This window comes from Streptomyces sp. NTD91, assembly GCF_059510455.1.
Window position 1 is genome coordinate 78,526 of the sequence record NZ_JCAJZW010000020.1, and the last position, 25,369, is coordinate 103,894.

General features: G+C 70.9%; 18 protein-coding genes and 2 pseudogenes. 16 read left to right on the forward strand and 4 right to left on the reverse strand.

Going from position 1 to position 25,369, the window contains the following annotated elements:
- Positions 1–55 precede the first annotated feature (55 nt).
- Both rnhB and AC5WRT_RS21295 read left to right on the forward strand, forming a co-directional pair.
- Positions 56–757 carry a ribonuclease HII gene (gene rnhB, locus AC5WRT_RS21290; RefSeq protein ID WP_496095051.1) on the forward strand — a complete coding sequence of 234 codons (702 nt, stop codon included), beginning with the start codon at positions 56–58 and terminating at the stop codon, positions 755–757.
- A gap of 68 nt (positions 758–825) precedes the next feature.
- Entirely contained in the window at positions 826–1,458 is a 633-nt protein-coding gene (locus tag AC5WRT_RS21295; protein WP_496095050.1) for a hypothetical protein, read from the forward strand.
- 371 nt (positions 1,459–1,829) lie between these two features.
- On the opposite strand, the gene AC5WRT_RS21300 is transcribed toward AC5WRT_RS21295, so the two are convergent.
- The gene (locus AC5WRT_RS21300; RefSeq protein ID WP_496095049.1) at positions 1,830–2,450 is read right to left on the reverse strand and encodes a hypothetical protein; all 621 of its coding nucleotides are present in this window, start codon (positions 2,448–2,450) and stop codon (positions 1,830–1,832) included.
- Positions 2,451–2,716: 266 nt separating this feature from the next.
- Complete coding sequence (locus AC5WRT_RS21305) at positions 2,717–4,882, reverse strand: RecQ family ATP-dependent DNA helicase (protein WP_496095048.1); 2,166 nt, start codon at positions 4,880–4,882, stop codon at positions 2,717–2,719.
- A gap of 141 nt (positions 4,883–5,023) precedes the next feature.
- Here AC5WRT_RS21305 and AC5WRT_RS21310 point away from each other — a divergent pair, with 141 nt between their 5' ends.
- The 6 genes from AC5WRT_RS21310 to AC5WRT_RS21335 all read left to right on the forward strand — a co-directional run bounded on the left by AC5WRT_RS21310 (position 5,024) and on the right by AC5WRT_RS21335 (position 14,659).
- Positions 5,024–6,646: a DUF4192 domain-containing protein gene (locus AC5WRT_RS21310; RefSeq protein ID WP_496095047.1), complete on the forward strand. Its 1,623-nt coding sequence runs from the start codon at positions 5,024–5,026 to the stop codon at positions 6,644–6,646.
- A 534-nt stretch (positions 6,647–7,180) separates the two neighbouring features.
- Positions 7,181–7,939, forward strand: a complete 759-nt coding sequence (locus AC5WRT_RS21315; protein WP_496095046.1) for an NUDIX hydrolase — start codon at positions 7,181–7,183, stop codon at positions 7,937–7,939.
- 164 nt (positions 7,940–8,103) lie between these two features.
- Positions 8,104–10,656 (forward strand): ABC transporter ATP-binding protein, encoded by a 2,553-nt coding sequence (locus tag AC5WRT_RS21320; protein ID WP_496095045.1) that lies wholly within the window; start codon positions 8,104–8,106, stop codon positions 10,654–10,656.
- A 162-nt stretch (positions 10,657–10,818) separates the two neighbouring features.
- Positions 10,819–11,706 carry a FadR/GntR family transcriptional regulator gene (locus AC5WRT_RS21325; RefSeq protein WP_496095044.1) on the forward strand — a complete coding sequence of 296 codons (888 nt, stop codon included), beginning with the start codon at positions 10,819–10,821 and terminating at the stop codon, positions 11,704–11,706.
- A gap of 444 nt (positions 11,707–12,150) precedes the next feature.
- Positions 12,151–13,680 (forward strand): RNA polymerase sigma factor, encoded by a 1,530-nt coding sequence (locus AC5WRT_RS21330; protein ID WP_496095043.1) that lies wholly within the window; start codon positions 12,151–12,153, stop codon positions 13,678–13,680.
- A 121-nt stretch (positions 13,681–13,801) separates the two neighbouring features.
- A complete protein-coding gene (locus tag AC5WRT_RS21335) occupies positions 13,802–14,659 on the forward strand; it encodes a serine protease (RefSeq protein WP_496095042.1) in 858 nt (285 codons plus the stop codon).
- Positions 14,660–14,782: 123 nt separating this feature from the next.
- Here the strand turns inward: AC5WRT_RS21335 and AC5WRT_RS21340 are convergent, their stop codons facing one another.
- Entirely contained in the window at positions 14,783–15,013 is a 231-nt protein-coding gene (locus tag AC5WRT_RS21340; RefSeq protein WP_496095041.1) for a DUF7455 domain-containing protein, read from the reverse strand.
- A gap of 442 nt (positions 15,014–15,455) precedes the next feature.
- Between AC5WRT_RS21340 and AC5WRT_RS21345 the strand changes: the two genes are divergently transcribed.
- From AC5WRT_RS21345 to AC5WRT_RS21370, 6 genes are all read left to right on the forward strand, one after another.
- Positions 15,456–17,579 (forward strand): DNA gyrase/topoisomerase IV subunit B, encoded by a 2,124-nt coding sequence (locus tag AC5WRT_RS21345; protein WP_496095040.1) that lies wholly within the window; start codon positions 15,456–15,458, stop codon positions 17,577–17,579.
- Between the two features lie 1,275 nt (positions 17,580–18,854).
- Positions 18,855–19,376 (forward strand): DUF1453 domain-containing protein, encoded by a 522-nt coding sequence (locus AC5WRT_RS21350; RefSeq protein ID WP_496095039.1) that lies wholly within the window; start codon positions 18,855–18,857, stop codon positions 19,374–19,376.
- The gene (locus AC5WRT_RS21355; RefSeq protein WP_496095038.1) at positions 19,373–20,524 is read left to right on the forward strand and encodes a sensor histidine kinase; all 1,152 of its coding nucleotides are present in this window, start codon (positions 19,373–19,375) and stop codon (positions 20,522–20,524) included. Before AC5WRT_RS21350 ends, AC5WRT_RS21355 begins: the two co-directional genes overlap by 4 nt.
- A complete protein-coding gene (locus AC5WRT_RS21360) occupies positions 20,521–21,210 on the forward strand; it encodes a response regulator transcription factor (RefSeq protein ID WP_496095037.1) in 690 nt (229 codons plus the stop codon). The genes AC5WRT_RS21355 and AC5WRT_RS21360 overlap by 4 nt, the downstream gene beginning before the upstream one ends.
- 161 nt (positions 21,211–21,371) lie before the next feature.
- Positions 21,372–21,827, forward strand: a complete 456-nt coding sequence (locus AC5WRT_RS21365; RefSeq protein ID WP_496095036.1) for a DUF485 domain-containing protein — start codon at positions 21,372–21,374, stop codon at positions 21,825–21,827.
- Entirely contained in the window at positions 21,824–23,416 is a 1,593-nt protein-coding gene (locus tag AC5WRT_RS21370) for a monocarboxylic acid transporter (protein ID WP_496095035.1), read from the forward strand. Before AC5WRT_RS21365 ends, AC5WRT_RS21370 begins: the two co-directional genes overlap by 4 nt.
- 16 nt (positions 23,417–23,432) lie before the next feature.
- On the opposite strand, the gene AC5WRT_RS21375 is transcribed toward AC5WRT_RS21370, so the two are convergent.
- Positions 23,433–24,095 (reverse strand): response regulator, encoded by a 663-nt coding sequence (locus tag AC5WRT_RS21375; protein ID WP_496100510.1) that lies wholly within the window; start codon positions 24,093–24,095, stop codon positions 23,433–23,435.
- Between AC5WRT_RS21375 and AC5WRT_RS21380 the strand changes: the two are divergent.
- Positions 24,063–24,490: pseudogene (locus AC5WRT_RS21380) on the forward strand (ABC transporter ATP-binding protein); the annotation flags it as partial. The gene AC5WRT_RS21375 and the pseudogene AC5WRT_RS21380 sit on opposite strands and share 33 nt — an antisense overlap.
- Positions 24,480–25,339 (forward strand): annotated as a pseudogene (locus AC5WRT_RS21385) (ABC transporter permease). The pseudogenes AC5WRT_RS21380 and AC5WRT_RS21385, both read left to right, overlap by 11 nt.
- Positions 25,340–25,369 lie beyond the last annotated feature (30 nt).

The following is a 25,369-nucleotide window of genomic DNA, read 5'->3' on the forward strand; positions in this document are numbered from 1 at the left end:
GGCAGGACGACCAGGGTGTCGGCCGACCGTCCCGGCGGCGTACGCTAAGGGCGCCATGCCGTACGAACCGCCTACTCACACCGTCGAGCGCTCCCTGCGGGCCACGACCGGAGCGAAGGTCATTGCCGGTGTCGACGAGGTGGGGCGCGGCGCATGGGCCGGACCTGTCACCGTCTGCGCCGCGATCACCGGACTCCGCCGCCCACCGGAGGGGTTGACCGACTCCAAACTGCTGACGATCAAGCGGCGCACCGTACTGGCGGAGACCCTGAGGACATGGGTGACCGCCTATGCCCTGGGGCATGCTTCCCCGGAGGAGATCGACGACCTGGGGATGACCGCCGCACTGCGGCTCGCCGCGGTCCGTGCCCTGGACGCCCTGCCGGTCCGTCCCGACGCCGTGATCCTCGACGGGAAGCACGACTACCTCGGTGCCCCCTGGAAGGTGCGCACGGTGATCAAGGGCGATCAATCGTGCGTGGCCGTCGCGGCGGCATCGGTGATAGCCAAGGTTCAGCGCGACAAAATGATGGCCGAACTGGGTGCCGGCCATGCACACTTCGGATTTGCGGACAACGCCGGGTATCCGTCGCCCGTGCACAAGGCCGCACTGGAGGAGTGGGGGCCCACCCCGCACCACCGCCTGTCGTGGGCGTATCTTGATGCGTTGCCTCAGTGGCGGCACCTCAAGAAGGTCCGCAGCTGGGTGGACGGAGGCGTTCCCGAGATCGAGGGCCAGCTCGGCTTCGATTTCTGACGCCTCCGCTCGCACTGATGTGCCACCCGGTCACCCATGCCGCACCAATGTTTGATAAATATCAGCTCATGCCTCTCATTCCCGAGGAGCCTCAGATTCACGAGAGTGCCCAGGGTCCCCGCGCCACGCCGGCCAGCGGCCGCACCGCGCCGACCCCCCGCCCTGTACCCGGCCCCCGTCCCGCGGCTCCGTCCCGCCCCGGTCGTCCCGGCCCTCCGCGGCCGGCGCCGCCGGTGCAGCGCACGCCGCGTGACGTGGCCCAGGCCAAACCCGCCCCGTCCGGCCCGGCCGCTCCCGCCGCCGCGGCGGCCACCCCGCAGATCCAGCTGATCCCGGCCTCGGCCGAGGGTGCGCTCGACGCCGCCGAGGAGGCGGTGGACCTGCTGCTGGAATCGGGCCGCGCCCCCGGCGATGTGCTCGTGATCACCACCGGGTCCCAGCACCCGTGGGCCGAACACGAGCTGTCCTTCGGCGAAGCTTCCTACTGGGCGCAGCACGATGCCGGTGACGACGTCTTCTATGCGGACGCCGCCGTCGCCTCCCGTGCCGCGTCCCGCCCTGTGGTCGTCGTGGCCCTGAACGGAGGCCCCGCTGCCGCTGCCGCCTCGGCTCTGCCGCTGGCCCACACCCGGGCCGGTGCGCTGCTGATCGTCTGCGGCGACCCCCAGCAGATCAACTCGGTGCTGGGTGCGGCCGTCTGAGCCGAGTCCGGCGCCTCGCGGCGGCGGGGTGACGAGGGAACCGCTTCTGCGGTGACCGTACGGCGCGGCCTTCGGCATGCCCGGGTAACCGGTGGAAGAACACATGAAGGCGTCTTCCTGGGCCTGGGAGCGGTTCCCGCACGGGCCGCACGGTATCGGTGCGGACCAGGCGCAGGACTGTGTCGGTGCGGCCCCTTCTCAAGGCCCCTTGGACGCGGAAGGCCTTGCCGCCGGGTATGGCATGGTCATGTAGCTGTGGGGCCGGCGGTGGTCGGGCAGTGGGGCGGCGGGTGGCCGGCACTCCGCCCGCGCGGGTCGGCCAGTGGCCGGAGCGGCAGCCGTACGTACGGCCCGACCTGCCTCGACCCTCCTCAGCGAGCCGCCGCGCGGCGCAGCACCTCGGAGACCGGTCCGCCGGTGCGTGGTGCGGGCGGCGGCGCCTCGGACGTGGCGAAGGGTTCGGGCGCGGAGTCGGCATTGGGGCGGCGGCCGCTGCGGCCCTCGCCGAGCACGTGCCAGCCGTCGCGCGTCAGCGTGATGTACGCCCCGCATCGCAGCCCATGCAGGGTGCAGGCGTCGCGCAGGCCCCACATCCAGGCGCCGTCCTCCTCCGTCCAACGCGCCTCGCCCTCACGGCAGTAGAGGAGGATGGCCGTGCGCACCGGGGTCCGCCGTCTCAGGTCGTGGGGAATGACCCGGCGCAGCTGCGCGAGCAGTGCGTTGCGGAACATCCAGCCGTCGGCCGGGGCCGGACGGCGCGTGAACGACGCGCTGGCGCACAGCCGCTCCTCCGGATCCAGCACTGCCACGACCGCCGTGGAAGGCCTCGGCCGATGGCGGGAGTGCAGCCCGCTGACGACCTCACGGGGGTTGCGCAGCAGAGGGATACCGGCGGCGGCCCATTCGGCCGGCTCGAGCAGGCGACTGGCGGAAGCGGCGGACGCGGACATCGAGAACGAGGCCGCCGAGGACGAGGCGAATCCGAAGGTCACGTTCCTCCCTTCGGCTACGCGCCCATACTGCGGGCGAGGTCGGATTCGAGGGACCGCGCACCGCAGCAAAGCCCGACCGATCACGGACGAGCCGCGCGGGGAGCGGACCTCAATTCTTCCTGCCGAACTTGGATGCGGCAACGAGCAATTGGGGCCACCGACTGTTATCTGGTGGTGCGTGGCTTATATCCCTACCCAAAGGTTGGCTGCCCGATGCATGTGGTGTCGGGGCCGTGCCCCCGACGCCTGCCGGAACAGGTGCGCGGTCAGCCCTGGACGGCCAGGACAAGCGGCAACACCCCCCGAGCGCCGGACCTTCTGAGCAGGCGTGCTGCGACCGCCAGCGTCCAGCCCGTCTCCGTGAAGTCGTCGACCAGCAGCACCGGACCGTCGGCCTCGGCGAGCGCCGAAGCGAGGTCGGGCGGCACCGTCAGTGCTCCGGCGAGGGCCTTCAGTCGCTGCGCGCTGTTGCTGCGCGACACCCGGGGGACGTCCTCGGCGTACTCCACGGAGCCGAGCAGAGGCAGCCGGCCGACCTCGCCGATGCGGGCGCCCAGGGAACGGATCAGCAAAGGCCGGGTCCGCGAGGCGACCGTGACGACTCCCACCGGCCGAGCCTGGGCGTCGGACGCACCGGAAGCCCAGCCGCCGGGACCCTTCGCCCAGTCGGCCAGGACATCGACCACGGCCCGCGCCACGTCGTCCGGTACGGCGGTGTCGAGTGCCTGCGGCGCGAGGAGCGGACGCAGCCGGTTTCCCCAGCCGATGTCCGACAGTCGTCCCAGAGCCCGCCCGGGCGAGGCCTGTTCACCGGCCGGAATGCGTCCCCTGAGATCGATGCCGATCACCGGCAGTCCCGTCGGCCACATGCGGCGGGGCTCCACTTCGACGCCGGCCCGGCCGAGGTCGCTTCGGGCGGCGTCCACCGCACCAGGAGAGGTGTCCGCGGTGAAGCGAGGGCCGGCGCAGTTGTCGCAGCGGCCGCACGGTCGGGCGGCGGCGTCGTCCAGCTGGCGCTGCAGGAACTCCATGCGGCACTCGGTGGTGGACGCGTAGGCCCGCATGGCCTCCTGTTCCGCCGCACGCTGCCGGGCGACCCAGTCGTAGCGCTCGGCGTCGTAGGACCAGGGTTGCCCAGTGGTGATCCATCCGCCCTGGACACGGCGCACCGCTCCGTCCACGTCGAGGACCTTCAGCATGGTCTCCAGCCGGGAGCGGCGCAGCTCGACCAGGGGTTCCAGCGCGGGCAGCGACAGGGGGCGGTCCGCCCGGGCGAGGACGTCCAGCGTGCGCCCGACCAGTTCCTCGGGAGGGAAGGCGAGTGAAGCGAAGTACTGCCAGATCGCTTCGTCCTCCTTCCCCGGCAACAGCAGTACCTCGGCGTGATCGACACCGCGACCGGCTCGGCCGACCTGCTGGTAGTAGGCGATGGGGGAGGAGGGGGAGCCGAGATGGACCACGAATCCGAGATCCGGCTTGTCGAATCCCATGCCGAGCGCGGAGGTGGCGACCAGCGCCTTGACCCGGTTGGCGAGGAGATCGTCCTCGGCCTGCTGCCGCTCGGAGTTCTCCGTCTTGCCCGTGTACGAGGCGACGGTGTGGCCGCGCTGTCGCAGGAACGCGGTGACCTCTTCGGCGGCGGCGACCGTGAGCGTGTAGATGATGCCGGAACCTGGCAGGTCGTCCAGGTGGTCGACGAGCCAGGCCATGCGGTGCGCGGCGTCCGGCAGCCGCAGCACGCCGAGGCTGAGGCTCTCCCGGTCCAACGGACCGCGCAGCACCAGGGCGTCCGAGGCGGTGCCGGTGCCCAGCTGCTCGGCGACGTCCGCGGTCACCCGGGCATTGGCCGTCGCGGTGGTGGCCAGCACGGGGACACCGGGCGGGAGGTCGCCGAGCATGGTGCGCAGCCGCCGGTAGTCGGGACGAAAGTCGTGACCCCAGTCGGAGATGCAGTGGGCCTCGTCCACGACCAGCAGGCCGGTCGCGGCCGACAGCTTGGGCAGGACCTGGTCGCGGAAGTCCGGGTTGTTCAGCCGCTCCGGGCTGACGAGCAGGACATCCACCTGGCCGGCCGCGATCTCGGCCTGCACGGCGTCCCACTCCTCGGTGTTGGAGGAGTTGATGGTGCGGGCGTGGATACCGGCCCGGGCCGCGGCCTCCACCTGATTGCGCATGAGCGCGAGCAGGGGGGAGACGATCACCGTGGGGCCGCTGCCTCTGGCGCGAAGCAACGAGGTCGCCACGAAGTACACCGCGGACTTGCCCCAACCCGTGCGCTGCACGACCAGGGCCCGGCGCCGCTCGGCGACCAGCGCCTCGATCGCCCGCCACTGATCCTCGCGCAGCCGGGCCGTGCCCGTGACGTCCCCGACGAGCCGGGCGAGGACGGCGTCCGCCTGCGCCCGGAGATCCGCGTTGCTCGTGTGCTTCATGCGTCCATACAACAGGACGGGACCGACAAACGGCGGGCTGCTGCCGCGGGCTGTGGACAACGAGGACTGTCTTGTCGTGTCCCTGATCAGACTTGTCCACAGGGTCAACCGGAATCACACAATCCGCGAGATCGTCTGCGCATGACGAACCACAGCGAAACGACCGGACCGTTCGAGAACGACGGCATCCCGGGGCAGGAGCCGTTCACCGGGCCGTCCGGGCACGACACGCAGGTCACGTTGCGCACCCCGGCAGAGCTGGCCGACGCCCTGCCCTACCTCCTCGGCTACCGCCCGGAGGACAGCATGGTGCTGGTGGCCCTGCACGACCGCGACGGCAAGGGCCGGTTCGGCGGGCGGGCCCGGCTCGGCATCCCCAAGAACGAGGAGGACTGGAAGGCGGCCGCACGCCAGCTGGCCCACGGGCTGGTGACCGGCAGCGAACGACGGGGCGCCCGGCCCGAACAGATGGTGGCCTACGTCTGCCAGGAGCCGTCCCCCGGTGAGTCCGGCCGTGACGTCAAACGCCGCCTCGAGCGACTGGTCCATCTGCTGCGCACCCAGTGCGGTGAGCTCGACGTACCGGTCGTCGAGGCACTGTGCATCTCCGACGGCCGCTATTGGTCGTACTGCTGCCCGCTCGAGGGCTGCTGCCCCGAGGACGGCTCGCCGATGGGCCTCCCCGGCACCTCCGTACTGGCCGCCGCGGCCGCCTATGCGGGCGTTCAAGTGCGTGGCACGCTCAGGGAGCTGCGAGCCAGGCTGCAGCCCTGGGAGACGTCCGCGGCACTTGAGCAGGAGATCGCCCTGGACGCCGCCGGCATGAGCCTGGTGCCCCGCATCCTCGACGAGGCGTCCCGCGCGGAGGTGGCGGAGGAGACCCTGGGCCTCGCCGAGCGGATCATGCACCGCTTCGCCACGGCGGCACCCGTGTCCGGCACACATCCGGCGGACCTGCGCGACGACCGTCTGCTCGCACACGACGAGGCGGCGACTCTGATCCTCGGCCTCCAGGACCGTACGACCCGCGACCGGGCGGCCGCCTGGATGGAAGGTGACGAGGCCGGTCCGGCCCTGCGGCTCTGGCGCGCGCTGGCCCGCCGCTGCGTCGGGCCGTACGGCGAGCACGCCGCAGCTCCGCTGGCCCTGGCCGGCTGGGTCGCCTGGTCGACCGGTGACGAGTTGGAGGCACGCGAGGCGCTGGCCATGGCACTGGGCGCGGATCCCGACTATCTCTTCGCCCGCCTGCTGCACCAGGCCTGCAGCGAGGGCCTGGATCCGGAAGCCATCCGCCGCTGCTTGCGTGCCGACCGCGAGACGCGCACGCCGGAGGAGACCGGCGCACAGCCGGGCCTGCAGAAGAAATCGGCTCGGGCCGGGCTCCCGGCCGCAGAGGATGCCGCAGCCGGTGTCCGAGTGGACGACCAAGGCGCTGAAGCCGGTGTCCGAGCAGACGACCAGATCGGCCAGGGAGCCGATGCCCCGAGGAACCACCAGGGCGCCGAAGCGGGTCGAGGCACCGGCACACGCCGGCGGCGTCGAGTGCGATCGGCCGACGTCGGCGACGCTCTGCGGGCGGCTCGGCCCACCGGAGGTCGGCGGAGGCCGGCCGGTTCCCGCCCCGTTCCGTCGGCGGGCGGGCCTTCGCATCCCGGCAGCCGCGGCCTCGGTGGCACACGCCCGCGTGCGAAGCAGCCGGACGCCGCCGCGTCGGGTGCAGCCTTGTCGACGAACGACCCCCGCGAAGCCCAGGGGGAGGATTGATCGTGGTGCGGGGGAGCATGGCCGGCCCGGTCCGGCAGGCCCGCCTGAGTCCGACGCGCGGCCCGTAGAAGAAAGTCGGGGACGCGCCGCACGCCCTAGGGACTGCTCAGGAACCGAACTCGTGGGAGCGCGTACGACTGCCGTGGCGGTGGCCCCCTGCCTGGGCTCCTGATCGGCCGCCCTCATCGGGCACGCCCGCTGCTCGGAGCACCCACCGGAGACCCTCATGCGCCCGTTGCCAACCCTCGCACCCGGCAGGCCTGAGCAGCGCCATCGCCCTCGCGTCTCGCCAACGGTCGACGGCCTCCCACTGACGGGCTGAGGGGCACTCGTGTCGCGTACGCCGTGCGCGTCAGCGGGTCGGGGCTGCGAGACGCGGCCAGCGGCCTGCACCTGCGACTGTGACCTCGTACGACACCGAGAAGGCGACGCACGGCCCGGGTTCCGCACCCCATACCGGAAGGAAGCGGAACCGCCATCGATGCCGCCGGGGAAGGGAGTGTTTATCGTCAGGAAGACGACTATGATCGCGGCATGCCCTACGACCCGTCAGCCTTTCCGCCATTCGCCGTGACCGTGGACCTGGTCGTGCTGACCGTACGCCGCCATGCCCTGTGCGCGCTGGCGGTCCGCAGGGGCGAGCCCCCGTTCCAGGGGCGCTGGGCGCTGCCCGGAGGTTTCGTACGGGCCGACGAGGATCTCTCCCAGGCCGCAGCGCGCGAACTCGTCGAGGAGACCGGGCTGTGCGCGCACGACCCTTCGGTCCCGGCGCAGGACAACGGAGCTCATCTCGAACAGCTCGCCACCTACGGGGACCCCAAGCGGGATCCGCGCATGCGCGTAGTGAGCGTCGCCCACCTCGCGCTCGCACCCGACCTGCCCGCCCCGCGCGCAGGAGGTGACGCCAGCAACGCGCGCTGGGCACCGGTCGAGGAACTGCTCCAGCAGGGCGGTTACGGCCGCGACGACGAGCCCGTGGCGCCGCTCGCCTTCGACCACGCCCAGATCCTGGCCGACGGGGTGGAACGGGCCCGGTCCAAGATCGAGTACTCGTCGCTGGCCACCGCCTTCTGCGCGAGCGAGTTCACCGTCGGCGAGCTGCGGCGGGTGTACGAGGCGGTATGGGGTGTGGCCCTCGACCCGCGCAACTTCCATCGCAAGGTCACCGGCACTCCTGGGTTCCTCGTCCCCACGGGAGGGACCACCACGCGTCAGGGCGGTCGGCCGGCGCAGCTCTTCCGGGCGGGCGGCGCGACGCTGCTCAACCCCCCGATGCTGCGTCCCGAGGTCTGAGCAAGACAGGCGCCCGGTGTTCCGGACGCTCAGGTCCCCGACATGCACGTGCCGGGTGCGGGCTCCCTCGAACGGCGGATCTGAACCGCGTTCTTCCGCAGCACCTGTGGTAAAAGGTCGGGCGATACCTGAAAAACAGGACATAGCGCGCTATCTTGCTTCAGGTGATCCAGGCCTTCGGACTGACCAGCATCCCCCGCAAGGCGCACCCGCCCGCCGTCGACGACATCTCCCTCGAAGCGCGCGAGGGACATGTCACCGTGCTCCTCGGCGGCGCCGGCGCGGGCAAGACGACGACACTCAGGCTGATGCTCGAGCTTCAATCCGGACGCGGCATCACCTACTTCAGAGGGCGGCCCCTGCATCGCATCGCCCATCCCGCGCGGGAGGTCGGTGTGCTCCTCGGCGACGTGCCGGGGCATCCGGCCCGCTCGGTCCGGGGGCATCTGCGCATGCTGTGCGCGGCCTCGGGCGTCCCTGCGCGGCGGGCCGACGAAGTTCTCGAAGTGGTCGGTCTCGTCAGCTTCCGTGACGAGCGCCTCGGCACGCTCTCGCGCGGCATGGACCGCAGGCTCGGTCTGGCCTGCGCCTTGCTGCCCGACCCGCACACACTGGTCCTCGACGAGCCCACCGCAGGTATCTCCGCCCGCGAGGCGCCATGGCTGCACGGGATGCTGCGCGCCCACGCCGGCCAGGGCGGCACCGTGCTCTTCACCACCGCCGACCCCAAGGAGGCGGCCCGCACGGCCGACCGGGTCGTCACCCTCGACGGCGGCAGGGTCGTGGCCGACCAGGAGGTCGCCGAGTTCGCCCGTACCCGGCTGCGCCCGCGCGTGGCCGTCCAAAGCCCCCACGCAGCACGCCTCGCGGCCGTGATCACCAAGGAGGCCCGTACGGCGCGCCGCTCAGTGGAGGTCGTCCGAGAGGGCGGTAACCGCCTGTCGGTGTACGGCTCCACGACCGCCGACGTCGGCGAGGCGGCATTCCGTCACGGCATCCTCGTGCACCAACTCGCGGACGAGATCGGCGACATGGGACCGGGAACCGGGGCCGAACCCGCCGCCCCGTCCGCCGAAGCGAGCGCGGACGAAGCGCGGGCGGAGCGCGAACACGCCGGGGCCCGGTCTTCCTCCGCGGAGCCGGGGACGGTGCACGACCTGTCGACGGTGAAGCCGGACCCCTCGGCATTCGGTCTTGCGGCGTCGGCGTCCGGCACCCAGGTGCTTGGCCTTTCGGCAGCGCGGGCCCGCGCGTCGGCCCACGACACCTCGCAGCAGGCGGCGCGCGTGGCGGCCGGCGTTCCGTTCGGGGAGCGAGGGGCTACCGCATCGGGCCACTCGGACAGGGAACGACGCGCCACGCCGTTCGGCTTCTCGGTGCCGGAGTGCGACGAGGCGGCAGCGCCCGCCTCGGCCCGGCACCGGTCCGCGTCCAGCGCCGCCGCGGGTGAAGAATCACCGACGGGGGAGGGGGCCCAGGCCTTGAACGGTGCGCGGACGCCGCTCGGCGAGACGTCCCCGGCCCGGCGTGCGGCAGAGCACACGGAGGCCCCCCGTCGGCTGGGGGGCGAGGGCATGTCGCCCGCGGACGAGGTCCCGGGAAACGGGGCGACGGAGCACGATGGCGTCCGGCACCGGGGTGAGAACGCGCACGAGAGCACCGGAGCCGCTCCCGCGGTCATGCCGACGGGAGCCGACGGCGGCCGCATCACCGACACGGCGTCCTCCGTGAACGCCCGGTGCGATGCGCCCTCGGCGGCCCCGCAACCGCGGACCAGCAGCGCGCGGACGCTGGCCGTGGGCATCTCCGCGCTTCGCACGCGTCTGCCCGGCGCCCGGAATCCCCGCGCCCGTCGGCCACAGCACACTCGCGGCGCCCGTCTCGACGGTGCCCCTTCTCCCTTCGACGCCTCCTCCCCCCTCCCGCCCCCCATCTCCGTACGCCCCGCCCCCAGCCCCCTCCGCCCCCTGCGCTACGAGATCCGGCGCGCCACCGGCATCGGTGTCGGCTTCCTCACCTGCGGTGCCGTCCTGGTGGTGTCCGCGCTCACCGCCGTAGCGCTGGCCAGGATCGGGCACACCCCGCAGGCGCGGCTGTTCGCCGCGTGGCCCCGTCAACTGCCGCTGCCGCCCGCGGCACTCGCGGCGGGGCTGCTCGGCGCGCTGGCCTTCGGGGACGAGTTCCGCCACCCCGCCCTTGCGGCGGACCGCGGCACCGTGCCCCGCCGGCTGGGGCTGCTCACCGCGAAACTGCTCGTCTGTGGAGCCACCGCGGCCATGCTGGCCTTCCTCACCCTGGGCTGCGACGCCGAAGCGCTCTACATCGTCTACGGACGGGAGGTGACGCAGGTTCCCGCAGACTGGCTTCCGCAGAGTGCGAGTTGGTTCGGGCTGGTCGTCGGCTGTGCGTGGGCCGGTGTGCTGTCGGCCGGTGTGTTCCGGTCCACCTCGGCCGGACTGGCCGCCGTAGTCGCCGTACCCGTGGTCGTCGTCCCGCTCGTGCACACGGTGCTGGCCGGGTCGGCCCTGCGCATGGCCGCCGGGTTCCCCGTGCGGATGCGGCAGGTCTTCCTGTTGCAGTGGCCCTTCGGAGGCGAGCGCTATCTGCTCGGTATCGCACGGTTGCTGGCCCAACCGGTCGGCGGCGCGCTGACGTTGTCGTTGTCGGTGCTGCTGTGTGCGTATCTGTTCACGACGCTGCGCACCCGGTGCCGGTGACGGCCCTGCGTCCACTTGCGATCCCGCTGTGCGCACAACTCCCCACGGAAAGCCCAAATCCTTCCGATAAGGCGTCAATTGCGACGGGGTGAGCGATCACCCTTTCGTGTGCTTTTCACCAAAGACCTCAAGGGAGTTGGAGGCGACGCCGACAAAGGATCCGTGAGTACCCTTGCGCACACCATGATGACCGCCGCCCGCTCCACCGACTCCGGTCTGGCCGGCCCGGGCGAACTCGACCGCTACCCCTACGCAGAACCCCAGGTGGCCGATCGCGTAGCACCGCCCTCCTGGGAGGGCGCGGACCCTGAGCTCGGCCGCGTCGGCCGACGCGCCGCGGGCAGCCGCGGACGCGGGCTGCACGGCCAACTCGTTCAGCAGCTGGGACAGATGATCGTCTCCGGCGACCTGGGCGCCGACCGCCCGCTGGTGCCCGAGGAGATCGGCCAGCGCTTCGAGGTCTCCCGCACCGTCGTCCGCGAGTCCCTCCGTGTCCTCGAGGCCAAGGGCCTGGTCAGCGCCCGCCCGAACGTCGGCACGCGCGTGCGTCCCGTCAGCGACTGGAACCTGCTCGACCCCGACATCATCGAGTGGCGGGCCTTCGGGCCCCAGCGCGACGACCAGCGCCGTGAGCTGAGCGAGCTGCGCTGGACGATCGAGCCGCTCGCTGCCCGCCTCGCCGCCGGCCACGGGCGCGAGGAGGTGCAGCAGCGCCTCCGTGACATGGTCGAGATCATGAGCCACGCCATGGCCCAGGGCGACGCGCTGACCTACTCGCGCGCCGACAACGAGTTCCACGCGCTGCTCATCCAGATCGCCGGCAACCGCATGCTGGAGCACCTCTCCGGAATCGTCTCCGCGGCCCTCCAGGTCTCGGGAGGCCCGGTCACGGGCTGCGACCGGCCGAACGAGACGTCGCTCGGGCAGCACGTGCGGATCGTCGACGCGCTCGGCACCGGCGACGGCGCGGCGGCCGAGGCGGCGATGCGGCAACTGCTCACGGTCCACCCCGAGGTGGAGCGCGTGGTGCCCGCCCCGCGCGAACACTGACCCGCGGCCAGGACGGAGCGGTCGTCGGTGTGTGGCGTCAGCCTGGTTCTCGTGGCGCGCGTGGCGGCGCCGGGCTCGTTGACGGCCGCCGCTGGACCTTGCCGGACCCTGCGTGGTCCGGCAAGGTCCAGCGGTGCGACGGGCCGCCTGGGGCATACGAGTGACCAGACAGGAGGTCACGATTAATCCTATTTGCAGGCTTATGATCGCTTTTGAGCGCATACGGGGTGTGACTCGGGCCACGCAGATTGGGCGTAACGCTCGCGGAAACAGCGCGATGACCTAAGAGGTGACGGCCGCGGAGGGAATACGGACGCCAGGACAGGCGCCGTGCATCTTCCCGGCCCCCGCCCGCCCCGTCGGCCCATTCCCAGGCCGGTGGTCGGCTCCTGTCCGCAGTGGACGGTGCCGGAAGCCGTTTTCCAACGTTCCGAGAGGTTGTTCGTGTCGGCCAGCACATCCCGTACGCTCCCGCCGGAGATCGCCGAGTCCGTCTCTGTCATGGCGCTCATTGAGCGGGGAAAGGCTGAGGGGCAGATCGCCGGCGACGATGTGCGTCGGGCCTTCGAAGCTGACCAGATTCCGGCCACTCAGTGGAAGAACGTACTGCGCAGCCTCAACCAGATTCTTGAGGAAGAGGGTGTGACGCTGATGGTCAGTGCCGCAGAGCCCAAGCGCACCCGCAAGAGCGTCGCAGCGAAGAGCCCCGCGAAGCGCACCGCCACCAAGACGGTCGCGGCGAAGACGGTGACCACGACGAGGCAGGCCACCGCCAGCACGGCCGCTCCCGCGGCTCCCGTCGCCCCGGTCGCAGCCGATTCCGCCGAGGAAGCCGTGCCCGCCAAGAAGGCCGCGGCCAAGAAGGCGACCGCCAAGAAGACCGTCGCGAAGAAGACGGCCGCCAAGAAGACCACCGCCAAGAAGGACGACGTCGAGATTCTCGAGGACGAGGTTCTCGAGGACGCCAAGGTCGCCGACGAGCCCGAGGGCGCCGAGAGCGCGGGCTTCGTCCTGTCCGACGAGGACGAGGACGACGCGCCCGCGCAGCAGGTCGCCGCGGCCGGCGCCACCGCCGACCCGGTCAAGGACTACCTGAAGCAGATCGGCAAGGTTCCCCTGCTGAATGCCGAGCAGGAGGTCGAGCTGGCCAAGCGCATCGAGGCGGGTCTGTTCGCCGAGGACAAGCTGGCCAACGCCGACAAGCTGGCGCCGAAGCTCAAGCGCGAGCTGGAGATCATCGCCGAGGACGGCCGCCGCGCTAAGAACCACCTGCTGGAGGCCAACCTCCGTCTGGTGGTCTCCCTGGCCAAGCGCTACACCGGCCGCGGCATGCTCTTCCTGGACCTCATCCAGGAGGGCAACCTGGGTCTGATCCGCGCGGTCGAGAAGTTCGACTACACCAAGGGCTACAAGTTCTCCACGTACGCCACCTGGTGGATCCGTCAGGCCATCACCCGCGCCATGGCCGACCAGGCCCGCACCATCCGTATCCCGGTGCACATGGTCGAGGTCATCAACAAGCTCGCGCGCGTTCAGCGCCAGATGCTCCAGGACCTGGGCCGCGAGCCCACCCCGGAGGAGCTGGCCAAGGAGCTCGACATGACCCCGGAGAAGGTCATCGAGGTCCAGAAGTACGGCCGCGAACCCATCTCGCTGCACACCCCGCTGGGTGAGGACGGCGACAGCGAGTTCGGTGACCTCATCGAGGACTCCGAGGCCGTCGTCCCTGCCGACGCCGTCAGCTTCACGCTTCTGCAGGAGCAGCTGCACTCGGTTCTGGACACCTTGTCCGAGCGCGAGGCCGGTGTCGTCTCCATGCGGTTCGGTCTGACGGACGGTCAGCCGAAAACCCTCGACGAGATCGGCAAGGTGTACGGCGTGACGCGTGAGCGCATCCGCCAGATCGAGTCCAAGACCATGTCGAAGCTGCGCCACCCGTCGCGCTCCCAGGTTCTGCGCGACTACCTCGACTAGAGCGGGGTCGTACGACGACGAAGGCCCGGTTTTCCTCGCGGGAGCCGGGCCTTCGGGCTGCGCGCCGCCGTGCAGTGGATCACTCTGGGTGTCCCGGTACGACCGAGAGTGAGGAGTCCGCATGCGCCGTTCCGTTGTCCAGGCGCTGATCCGGCCGCTGGCCATGGCGGCCGCCATGGCCGCGGTACCCCTGGTGAGCACGGCTTCCGCGGCCGCCGACAGCGTGGTGGTCGGAGGCTTCCCGATAGACGTCTCCCAGGCCCCGTGGACGGTCGCGCTGTCCAGCCGTGACCGGTTCGGAGGCACGCGGGCGGGCCAGTTCTGCGGGGGTGTGGCGGTCACACGGACGGCCGTGCTCACCGCGGCCCACTGCCTGAGCGAGGAGGTCCTGGGAGCGCCCCCGGACCGCCTGTGGGACCTCAGGGTGATCGTCGACCGCACCGACCTGCTGTCGACCGGCGGCCAGGAGGTCGCCGTACGCGATGTCTGGATCAACCCCGGGTACGACAGCAAGACCAATGCAGGCGACTTCGCCGTGATCACCCTCGCCGAGCCGCTGCCGCAGGGCGTGGTGATCGGCATGGCGGGCCAGGGCGATCCGGCCTACACGCCGGGCACGCAGGCCATGGTCTCCGGATGGGGAGACACGACCGGCGGGGGCGCCTACGCGCGCAGGCTGTACGCCGCCCGCGTGCGCGTGCTGCCCGACGCCCTCTGCGCCCGTGCGTACCCGGGCGGTCCCGACGGCGCCTACCGGGCCGCCAGCATGCTCTGCGCCGGCGAGGCCGCCGGTGGCCCGGATGCCTGCCAGGGGGACAGTGGGGGCCCGCTGGTGGCGAGAGGCCGACTGATCGGGCTCGTGTCCTGGGGGAGCGGCTGCGGCAGGCCCGGCAGACCCGGGGTCTACACGCGAGTCTCCGAGGTCCTACGCGTTCTGCGGGCGGCCCCGGGAAGCCTCAGGAAGCCACAAGGCGGCTGACGGCAGTCATGGCGGCTCCTGAAAGCCTCCGCACGGAGACATGAGCACGGGCGGCCGCTCCTGGAGGGAGCGGCCGCCCGTTCACCGGCCTGTGCCGGGGCTGGCTCGTCGTGTGTGCGAGATTCAGCGCTCTTCGTCGGAAGCGGTGTTCGGTTCGGACGTCAGCCGCTCCGTCTCGTCCTGTATCTCAGCGGCGATCTTCTTGAGTTCCGGCTCGAACTTGCGACCGTGGTGGGCGCAGAAGAGCAGTTCTCCGCCGCTCAGCAGGACGACGCGCAGGTATGCCTGGGCGCCGCAGCGGTCGCAGCGATCGGCGGCCGTCAGCGGGCTCGCGGGGGTCAGAACAGTAGTCACGTCGCCTCTTCTCTAGCTCGACGAGCTGTCGTACCAGGGTCAACATCCAACCAGCCCCAAAACGTTCCCGCTCGTGGCTCTTCCTCGAAAAAAAATCTTCCGGGGCGGCTGTCTGCTGCCGGTTGGCGGCGAATGTGCCGTAGTGCGTCTCTTGGGGTGCTTACGGTTTCGCTCAGTGCTGTGTCTCGGTCCTCCAGGCCGGGTTGCCTGTTGTTCAGGAGGACGTGCCCGGAGCCTAAATGGTTCATGCCTCCAATGGAACGTGATATGCACTTCACCCCATCGAGGGATCGAACGTGTATGCGATCCTGGACTAGTCTGAGTTCTCGACGAGGGTGGCGTTACATCGGCTCTACCAGGCCTCGGTACCCTCTGAGCGGCGACCGAAGCCGTCCCCTTACCCAGTAGGGGGCCAACTGAAATTCAGCGAGGAGCGAACCGCGTGACCGCCGACACGTCCGTGCCGTCCACAGCGCTGCTGGCAGGAGCAGACCGGGACGGTTCCAACTACACCGCGCGGCACCTGCTCGTCCTCGAGGGCCTCGAGGCCGTGCGCAAGCGCCCGGGCATGTACATCGGCTCGACCGACAGCCGCGGTCTGATGCACTGCCTGTGGGAGATCATCGACAACTCCGTGGACGAGGCCCTCGCGGGCGTCTGTGACCGCATCGAGGTGATCCTCCACGACGACGGTTCGGTGGAGGTGCGCGACAACGGCCGGGGCATCCCCGTGGACGTAGAGCCGAGGACCGGCCTGTCCGGCGTCGAGGTCGTCATGACCAAGCTCCACGCCGGCGGCAAGTTCGGCGGCGGTTCGTACGCCGCCTCCGGCGGTCTGCACGGCGTCGGCGCCTCTGTGGTCAACGCCCTCTCCGCCCGTCTCGACGTCGAGGTGGACCGTGGTGGCCACACCCACGCCATCAGCTTTCGGCGCGGCGCGCCGGGCGCCTTCGCCGGCGAGGGTGCCGACGCGAAGTTCGAGGCCAAGAGCGGGCTGCGCAAGACCAAGAGGATCCCCAAGACCCGCACCGGCACGCGCGTGCGCTACTGGGCCGACCGACAGATCTTCCTCAAGGACGCCAAGCTCTCCTTGGAGAACCTCCACCAGCGCGCCCGGCAGACCGCCTTCCTGGTGCCGGGCCTGACGATCGTCGTCCGCGACGAGTTCGGCCTCGGCGAGGGTGGCAGCAAGGGCGAGGAGTCCTTCCGCTTCGACGGCGGCATCAGCGAGTTCTGTGAGTACCTTGCCGCCGACAAGCCGGTCTGCGACGTCCTCCGCTTCTCCGGCAGGGGCACTTTCAAGGAGACGGTCCCGGTCCTGGACGAGCACGGCCAGATGACACCGACCGAGGTGACGCGTGAGCTGGGCGTGGACGTCGCGCTGCGCTGGGGCACGGGCTACGACACGACCGTCCGGTCCTTCGTCAACATCATCGCCACCCCCAAGGGCGGCACCCACGTCTCCGGCTTCGAGCAGGCCGTGACCGCGGTGTTCAACGATGTGCTGCGTGCCAAGAAGCTGCTGCGCGTGGCCGAGGACAACATCGTCAAGGACGACGCTCTCGAGGGCCTCACCGCCGTCGTGACCGTGCGCCTGGCCGAGCCGCAGTTCGAGGGCCAGACCAAGGAGGTCCTCGGCACCTCGGCGGCCCGCCGCATCGTGAACAACGTGGTGTCCAAGGAACTGAAGGCGTTCCTGACCAGCACGAAGCGGGACGCCGCCGCCCAGGCGCGGGTCGTCATGGAGAAGGTGGTGGCCGCCGCCCGCACACGCGTCGCGGCCCGCCAGCACAAGGACGCCCAGCGTCGCAAGACCGCCCTGGAGTCCTCCTCCCTGCCGGCGAAGCTGGCCGACTGCCGCAGCGACGACGTCGACCGCAGCGAGCTGTTCATCGTCGAGGGCGACTCCGCGCTCGGTACGGCCAAGCTGGCGCGGAACTCCGAGTTCCAGGCTCTGTTGCCGATCCGGGGCAAGATCCTCAACGTTCAGCGGTCGTCGGTGACCGACATGCTCAAGAACGCCGAGTGCGGCGCGATCATCCAGGTCATAGGAGCGGGCTCGGGCCGCACCTTCGACATCGACCAGGCCCGCTACGGCAAGATCATCATGATGACCGACGCCGATGTGGACGGGTCCCACATCCGCTGCCTGCTGCTCACGCTGTTCCAGCGCTACATGAGGCCTATGGTGGAGGCCGGCCGCGTCTTCGCCGCGGTGCCGCCGCTGCACCGCATCGAGATCATCCAGCCGAAGAAGGGCCAGGACAAGTACGTCTACACGTACTCCGACCGCGAGTTGCGCGACAAGCTCATGGAGTTTCAGAGCAAGGGCATTCGGTACAAGGACTCCATCCAGCGCTACAAGGGTCTGGGCGAGATGGACGCCGACCAGCTGGCCGAGACCACGATGGACCCGCGGCACCGCACGCTGCGCCGGATCAACCTGTCCGACCTGGAGGCCGCTGAGCAGGTCTTCGACCTGCTCATGGGCAACGAGGTGGCGCCGCGCAAGGAATTCATCTCCAGCTCGGCGGCGACACTGGACCGCTCCCGCATCGACGCGTAGCAGTTGCGCGGGCTCGGCCGACGGACCCCTGCTGACGGGGGCTCGCTCGAGACGGGTCGGCCGGTTCGGGTGCCGTGGGACGGCTTGGTGGCCGGGCGCAGGACGACCCTTGGCGGCCGTCGGACGGTGCCGCATGGGCCGGCGGTCCGGAGGCGACTGTGTCGGTCTGCGCCGGGCTGAGCAGCGTCACTGACGGCCGCGTGCTGGCGGGCCGGCCGGGAGCCTGTCGGCCACCCACAGCCGGGTCTGCGCTCCCACGGCCGTCGGCCGGCTGATCTCCGGCGGCGGGGCGGTGGCGTCCGGGGCGACCGGCCGGTGCCGGACGACGGCGATCGTGGTCCGCCTGCGGCGGCTGGGTGCTTTCCTGATCGCCGGTCGAGCGGGCTTCTGACGTCGGCCGATGGCTTCCGTCAAGGGGAGGCGGTGGCCCTCCACAGACCGGCGGGCTCGCTCGGACCGCCGCCTGATCGCTCATCATCGGTCGGTCGGGCCCCTCGACGGCCGGTCGTTCCCCTTTCGCGGGTGCGGCAGTCGACGCCGGAGTGGCCGAACACGGCGGGCGAGACCTCGGCCGCTACGAGCGACAGCTCGTCGGCGACTTCAACCGGCGGCAGACCGGGGGCTTCGGAGGTACCTCGCTGTTGACGACCCGCCGGGTGCGGCAGTCCGTGTTCCGGCCGGAGGCGGTGCCTGGCCGGCGGCCGCGCGTGCAGGCCCTTCTGCGGGCTCACCCCTTCCAGGCCCTGTGGTGGCGAGGTGGGGCGGTACCGCGTTCCCGGGCGGTGCCCCGGGTGCCGGCGCTGTTGCCGAAGGGCGCGTATCTCGCCAGCGGCGCCTGCCGACCATGGCTCGTCCCACCTGCACCTTCCAGGTCGGCGTCTGCCACCGGCGCCTTCCGAGGGAGCCACCGGCTCCAGTCGGCCCCGGCCCCGCCGCCCGACCGCTTCTCGGCCGGACCGGCCCCAGACCGGCTCCTCGGCCGGGACCATGCCGCCGGACGCCTGGGGGCCGTGTGCCGCCCCCCGCCCGTCCGCCCGGTCACGCCGCCTCACTGCCGGCCGACCGGCTATCGACGTATCGACCACCCAGCAGCTGCCTCCGCCCCAGCCCCGTGTCTCCCCCGCGGGATCTACACCCGTGGGTGGAGACGGGCGGCCCCGGTTTCCACCCGTGATCCACCCCGGCTCCGATCTCCCCACCTGCGATTTTCCGTAGCTTCGTAGGTGTCGGCGGCACCCGCTCCGGCACACTCCCTTCTCGCTCATGGAGGCTTCGATGCCCGGGGTCGTCAACGCGCTGCTGATCGTTGCCGTCGCCGTCGTAGTGATCGTGCGGCAGTTCCGTGCCCGCGCGATCAACACAGACCGGCGCTGGTGGCTGATCCCGGTGATCCTCGCCGTCGTGGCGCTGCGCGAGCCCGGAATCCTCGACACCCACCACCGCACGGAATCCGCCGTGCTGCTCGGAGTGGAGCTGATCATAGGTGCCGCCATCGGCGCCGGCTGGGCCTGGACGACCCGCATCTGGACGGAGTCGGACGGTGTCGTGTGGACCAAGAGCACCAAGGCGAGCGTGGCGGTGTGGATCGTGGGCATCACACTGCGCGTCGGCATCTACGCCGTCGGTTCCGCGCTGGGCCTGCACCAGGACAGCTCCGCCCTGATGATTGCTCTCGCCTCCACCCTGCTGGTCCGCGGCGGCATCCTGGTCTGGCGGGCTCAATCGCTCGCCGCCGCGAACGGTCCTGCTCCGGCGTACGGTGACGGCATGCGGTCGGTCAGGAGGGAGCGCGCGTGACGGAGAACGCCTGGACACGCTGGCCGTCGCGGGAGGCACTCGGCCGCGAAGGCACCTCCCGGCCCCGGCGCATCCTCGCCTGGGCCGTCAGGATCCTGGTGATCGCCATGCTGCTGTGGGGCGCGTACAACCAGAGACACATGGGCGTGCGGGGCGCTGCCGCCGGGATGGCGGGTGTTCTCGTCGCCGGCCTACTCGCCTGGGCGCTTTTCCGGACCACTTACCAGCACCGCCTGGTGCCCTCGCTGGCGCTGATGTGCGCGCTCATGGCCCTCGCGGTCGGCGCCGAGGCCACAGGGTTCAAAGGGGCGGCCCTCGTGATCTGGTGCGGTTGCGCGATCACCGCGCTGGAGCGCCTGCCCCTCGCGGCAGCCCTTCCGGTGACGACGGCGGGCCTGGCCGCGTACTCGGCCTTCAACAACGACGTGTGGATGACCACGGCTGCCTCGGTGGCGGGCATGGCCCTCGCGGGATACGTCCTGCGGCTGGACGCCGAGGCGCGGGGCAACGCACAGAGACTGCTCGCCCAGGAACGCGCAGCCCGGGCCGCCGAGGCCGAGTCCGCGGCGCTGGCCGAGCGGGCGCGGATCGCACGGGAGATCCACGACGTGCTGGCCCACAGCCTCTCGGCGCAGCTGGTGCACCTGGAGGCGGCCCGGCTCCTGATCGAGAACGGCGCGGACCGCGACCGCGTTCTGGAACGGGTGGTGGCCGCCCGTGGGATGGCCCGGGACGGACTCGCCGAGACCCGGCAGGCGCTGTCCGCACTACGGGGCGAGCTGACCCCGCTGGAGGACTTCCTGAGCGAACTCGTCAGCGGAGCCGAGGGCGCCGAGGTCACCGTGACGGGTGAGCGCAGACCCCTGTCGGCCGAGGCTTCCCAGGCCGTGCGCAGAGTCGCCCAGGAGGCGCTGACGAACGTCCGCAAGCACGCCCAGGGCGCCGAGGTGCACCTGCGGCTCGACTACAGCGAGCACGAAGTGACGCTGGGCGTGCGGGACTCGGGCGGGCGGCCGGGCGAACTCACGGCCGTCGGATCCGGATACGGTCTGCTGGGCATGCGCGAGCGCGCCGAGTTGCTGGGCGGCTCACTGGACGCGGGGCCGGACGAGGAGGGATTCGTGGTGACGCTGAAGGTGCCTGTATGACCGAGACGGAGGGGGAGAAGAAGCCCGCACGGGTGGTGGTCGCCGACGACCAGACCGTGGTCCGCGAGGGCATCGTCATGCTGCTCGGGCTGCTGCCCGGGGTGGAGGTCGTGGGTGCCGCGGGAGACGGTGAGGAGGCGGTGCGGCTGGTCGCGGAACTGGCCCCGGACGTCGTCCTGATGGATCTCAGGATGCCCCGCTGCGACGGCGTGGAGGCCACGCGGCGGATCCGGGAGCAGTACCCGGGAACCCAGGTCGTGGTGCTCACCACCTACGCGGACGACGAATCGCTCTTCCCCGCGCTGCGCGCCGGCGCCCGGGGGTATCTGACCAAGGACGCGGGCGGTGACGAGATCGTGCGTGCCGTGGAGAGCGTGCTGTCGGGGGACGCGGGTCTGTCGCCGAGTGTCCAGCGCCGGCTGCTGGAGCGACTGTCGCGGCCCGAGCCGGGGCCGCCGGCCACCGCCCAGGCGCCACCCGACGGTCTGACCGCGCGGGAGACCGAGGTGTTGTTGCTGATCGCCGAAGGGTTCAGCAATCAGGAGATCGCCCGCAAGCTGCATGTGTCGACCGCGACCGTGAAGACCCACATCAACAATCTCTTCTCCAAGACGGGCCTCAAGGACCGGGCGCAGGCGGTGCGTTATGCCTACAGCAAGGGGCTGGTGCGACCGCCCACGAAGTGAATCACCTGATGGGGTGAAGAGGCGGGGAAGAAGAGTCAGGGATCTTCCCGATCTGTCCATCCTTGGGCATGCAGTCAAGCAACGGTCGTGCCCGTGGAGCCGGGGATGGTCCCGTTGGTTCGTCCGGGAACCAGGAAGACCGCGGCGCATCCACCCGCGACATGCCGTACGAGGACCCTTGGTACGACGCGCTGGCCTCCGGCTGGGGCGAGCCGTCCGGCCCGGGTGTGCCGGCGCAGGCGGTGCCGCCCGCTCGCGGAGGGGTGAGCTCAACGGCGGTTCGCGCACGTGATGTGTACGTCGAGGTGCAGCGCAGCGCGGCCTTCCAGGAAGTGCGCGGCAGATATCGGCGGTTCGTGGTGCCGGGAGTTGTGGCCTTCCTCGCCTGGTACGTGGGCTATGTGGTCACCGCCACCACCGCGCCGGGATTCATGGCCCGGCCGGTGGTGGGTGCGGTGAACGTGGCCATGGTGGCGGGGCTGGGACAGTTCCTCACCACGTTCCTGCTCACCTGGGCTTACGCCCGGCACGCGCGGCTGCGCCGGGACCGGGCGGCGCTGGAGTTGCGCTGGGACACCCAGGAACTGACCCGGGAAGCGCGGGGAGGCGCCTCGTGACCAGTGGCCATCAGACGCTGGCACTGCTGCTGTTCAGCGGTTTCGTAGCCGTGACCCTCGGGATCACGACATGGGTGAGTCGGCGCCGGCACGGTTCGGCGGAGGAGTTCTACGCCGGAGGGCGGTTGTTCTCCCCCATGGAGAATGGTTTTGCCATCGCGGGCGACTACATGTCCGCCGCCTCCTTCCTCGGGGTCACCGGGCTCATCGCGCTGTACGGCTACGACGGCATGCTGTACGTGGTGGGCTTTCTCGTGGCCTGGCTGGTCGTGTTGTTCCTGGTGGCGGAACTGGTCCGCAACTGCGGGCGGTTCACCCTGGCTGACGTGGTGGCCGCGCGGATGAGCGAGCGTCCGGTGCGGATCGCGGCGGGAACGTCCTCCGTCACGGTGTCCGTTCTGTATCTGGTGGCGCAGATGGTCGGCGCGGGCAGTCTGGTGGCGTTGCTGCTGGGACGGACGAGCGGCGCTGCGCAGGCCTGGGCGGTCATCGGGGTCGGCGCGCTGATGGTGGTCTACGTGTCGCTGGGAGGCATGCGGGCCACCACCTGGATCCAGATCGTCAAGGCGGTCCTGCTGCTGTGCGGCACGATCGTGCTGACCGTACTCGTCCTGGTCCGCTTCCACGGCGATGTCGGCCGCCTGCTGCTCACGGCGGCAGACCGCAGTGGTCATGGAAGGGCGTTCCTGGCGCCGGGCCTGAAGTACGGCGGGACCTGGACGGCCCGCCTCGACTTCATCAGCCTGGGACTCGCCCTCGTGCTGGGCACCGGAGGACTGCCGCACATCCTGTCGCGTTTCTACACCGTGCCCACCGCACGGGCCGCCCGCCGTTCCGCGGTGTGGGCCATCGGGCTGATCGGCGGCTTCTATCTGATGACGATCGTCCTCGGTTTCGGGGCGGCCGCGGTGGTGGGGACGGGCGCGGTGCGCGACTCGAACGCGGCCGGGAACACGGCGGTGCCGCTGCTCGCCCGCGAGCTGGGCGGCGGCGCGGGCTCCACCGGTGGAACGGTCCTCTTCGCGGTCGTCGCCGCTGTCGCCTTCGCCACGATCCTCGCCGTGGTCGCCGGCATCACGCTCGCCTCGTCGGCGTCGGTGGCACACGACCTGTACGCGTCGCTGCGGCGCTCGCGCGGCACGGCGCGCAGCGAGGTGGCGGTGGCGCGCTGGGCGGCGGTGGGTATCGGCGTCGTGGCGATCGCGCTCGGTCTGCTGGCCCGTGACCTCAACGTCGCCTTCCTCGTCGGCCTCGCCTTCGCCGTCGCCGCGTCGGCGAACCTTCCGGTACTGCTGTACTCGCTGTTCTGGCGCGGCTTCACCACCCGGGGCGCGGTGTGGGCCGTGTACGGGGGACTGATCCCGGCGCTCGGACTGGTGTTGCTGTCCCCGGTGGTCTCCGGCAGCCCCGCCTCGCTGTTCCCGGGCGTCGACTTCCAGTGCTTCCCGTTGCAGAACCCGGGCATCGTCTCCGTCCCGCTCGGCTTCCTCGCCGGGTGGATCGGCACGATCACCTCCGGGGAGGTGGCCGACGAGGCCAAGTACGCCGAAACGGAGGTACGGTCGCTGACCGGTGCCGGCGCCGTGTAGCGCCCCCGGGATCACGCTACGGCGCCACCCAGGCGTACCGGTGCTCCGGCCGGCCGGTGTCGCCGTACTTCAGGGAGAGCCGGAGCCGGCCCGCCTGCTCCAGGTGGCGCAGATAGCGCTGGGCCGTGGAGCGGCTCAGACCGGTCCGGGCGGCCACCTCGTGTGCGGACAGCGGCTGGTCGGCCCGGTGCAGGACGCCGCAGATCAGATCCGTCGTGGGTTCCGAGTGGCCGCTCGGCAGGCCGGGCGCGGACGGTGCGGGAGACGTCCGCAGCGCCCCGAAGATCCGGTCGACCTGCTCCTGTCCCGTCAGGCCCCGGCCGCCGACCCGGTCCACCGTGCGGCGCAGGGCGGCGAAGGTGAACGGCTTGACCAGGTAGTGCAGGGCGCCCAGGCGCATCGCCTGCTGCACGGTCGTCACATCGCTGGCCGCGGTGATCATGATGACGTCCGTGCCGTGGCCCTGGTCCCGCATGTGGTGCACGAGATCGAGACCCGTCTGGTCCGGCAGGTAGTGATCGAGCAGGACCAGGTCGACGGTGCCGCGTTCGACGGCCGCCAGGGCTTGGGCGGCGCTGTGCGCGCGGGCGGTCACCCGGAAGCCGGGAACCTTTCCCACGTACTTCGCGTTTATCTCAGCGACGCACTCGCCGCCTTCGAGGACCGTTACCCGCACCAGCTCTCCGGCGGTCAGCGCAAGCGCGTCGCCCTCGCCGCCACGTTCGTCAACGACCCCGAGATCCTGCTGATGGACGAGCCGTACTCGGCGCTGGACGTGCAGACCCGGGCCCTGATGTCGGACGAGCTGCTGGAGCTGCGGGAGGGCACCGGCGCCTCCGTCGTCTTCGTCACCCACGACCTGGAGGAGTCCATCGCGCTCGCCGACAAGGTCGTCGTGATGACCGCCGGACCCGCACCGTGAAGCAGGTCTTCGAGATCGGTCTCCCCCGGCCGCGCAAGGTGGAGTCCGTGCGCCTGGAGCCGCGGTTCATCGAGATCTACCGCGAGATCTGGGAGTCCCTCGGCGAAGAGGTTCGCATCACCCGCGGAAGAGGTGCCGCTCATGTCGCCTGAAATTCTTCAGACTCCGGTCGTCGACACGGCCAAGGTCACCGACCGCGCCCAGACCCCGCGCTCAGGCCGCCCGTCGCCGCAAGACCCTCGTCACCGCTGTGCGTGTGCTGCTGGTGGCCGTCCTCGGGCTGTGGGAGGGACTGTCCCGGGCGAAGATCATCGACCCGTTCAACTTCTCGATGCCGTCGAAGATCTGGGACCAGATCTGGACCTGGCATGCACGGGACCGCGCTCGGCTCGCTGGGGGAGCAGATCTGGTACACGCTCTGCGAGGCGCTGCTCGGCTGGGTCGTCGGCGTGGTTGCCGGTGTGTTGCTCGGCATCGCACTCGGACGGATCAGATTGCTCGCCGAGGTTCTTGGTCCATACATCAAGGTTCTCAATTCGATCCCCAGGGTCGTCCTGGCGCCGATCTTCCTGATCTGGTTCGGACTCGGGCCGTCCTCCAAGGTCGCTTCCGCCGTCGTGCTGGTCTTCTTCCCGGTGTTCTTCAACGCCTTCCAGGGAGCCCGTGAGGTGGACCGCAACCTGGTGGCCAACGCACGCATCCTGGGCGCCAGTGACCGCCGGGTGACGCTCCAGGTGGTCATCCCGTCGGCCACCTCCTGGATCTTCACCAGCCTCCACGTCAGCTTCGGCTTCGCCCTCATCGGCGCGATCGTCGGCGAGTACATCGGCGCCACCAAGGGCATCGGCCTGCTCGTCGCGCAGTCGCAGAACACCTTCAACGCGGCCGGCGTCTACGCAGCCATGGTCATCCTCGCCGTCGTCGCCCTCGCTGCCGAGGGGCTGCTGACCTTCGCCGAGCGCCGCATCTTCCGCTGGAAGCCCGCCGGTTCCGACAGCTGACCCCTCGCTCGCGGACCAGCCCTCCACGCC

Excerpts from the sequence above, each read along its gene's own strand:
- AC5WRT_RS21365 (WP_496095036.1), top strand. The coding sequence starts at position 21,372 with ATGCCGTACGAGGACCCTTGGTACGACGCGCTGGCCTCCGGCTGGGGC.
- AC5WRT_RS21350 (WP_496095039.1), top strand. The coding sequence starts at position 18,855 with ATGCCCGGGGTCGTCAACGCGCTGCTGATCGTTGCCGTCGCCGTCGTA.
- AC5WRT_RS21305 (WP_496095048.1), bottom strand. The coding sequence starts at position 4,882 with ATGAAGCACACGAGCAACGCGGATCTCCGGGCGCAGGCGGACGCCGTC.
- AC5WRT_RS21310 (WP_496095047.1), top strand. The coding sequence starts at position 5,024 with ATGACGAACCACAGCGAAACGACCGGACCGTTCGAGAACGACGGCATC.
- AC5WRT_RS21295 (WP_496095050.1), top strand. The coding sequence starts at position 826 with ATGCCTCTCATTCCCGAGGAGCCTCAGATTCACGAGAGTGCCCAGGGT.
- AC5WRT_RS21360 (WP_496095037.1), top strand. The coding sequence starts at position 20,521 with ATGACCGAGACGGAGGGGGAGAAGAAGCCCGCACGGGTGGTGGTCGCC.
- rnhB (WP_496095051.1), top strand. The coding sequence starts at position 56 with ATGCCGTACGAACCGCCTACTCACACCGTCGAGCGCTCCCTGCGGGCC.
- AC5WRT_RS21335 (WP_496095042.1), top strand. The coding sequence starts at position 13,802 with ATGCGCCGTTCCGTTGTCCAGGCGCTGATCCGGCCGCTGGCCATGGCG.
- AC5WRT_RS21315 (WP_496095046.1), top strand. The coding sequence starts at position 7,181 with ATGCCCTACGACCCGTCAGCCTTTCCGCCATTCGCCGTGACCGTGGAC.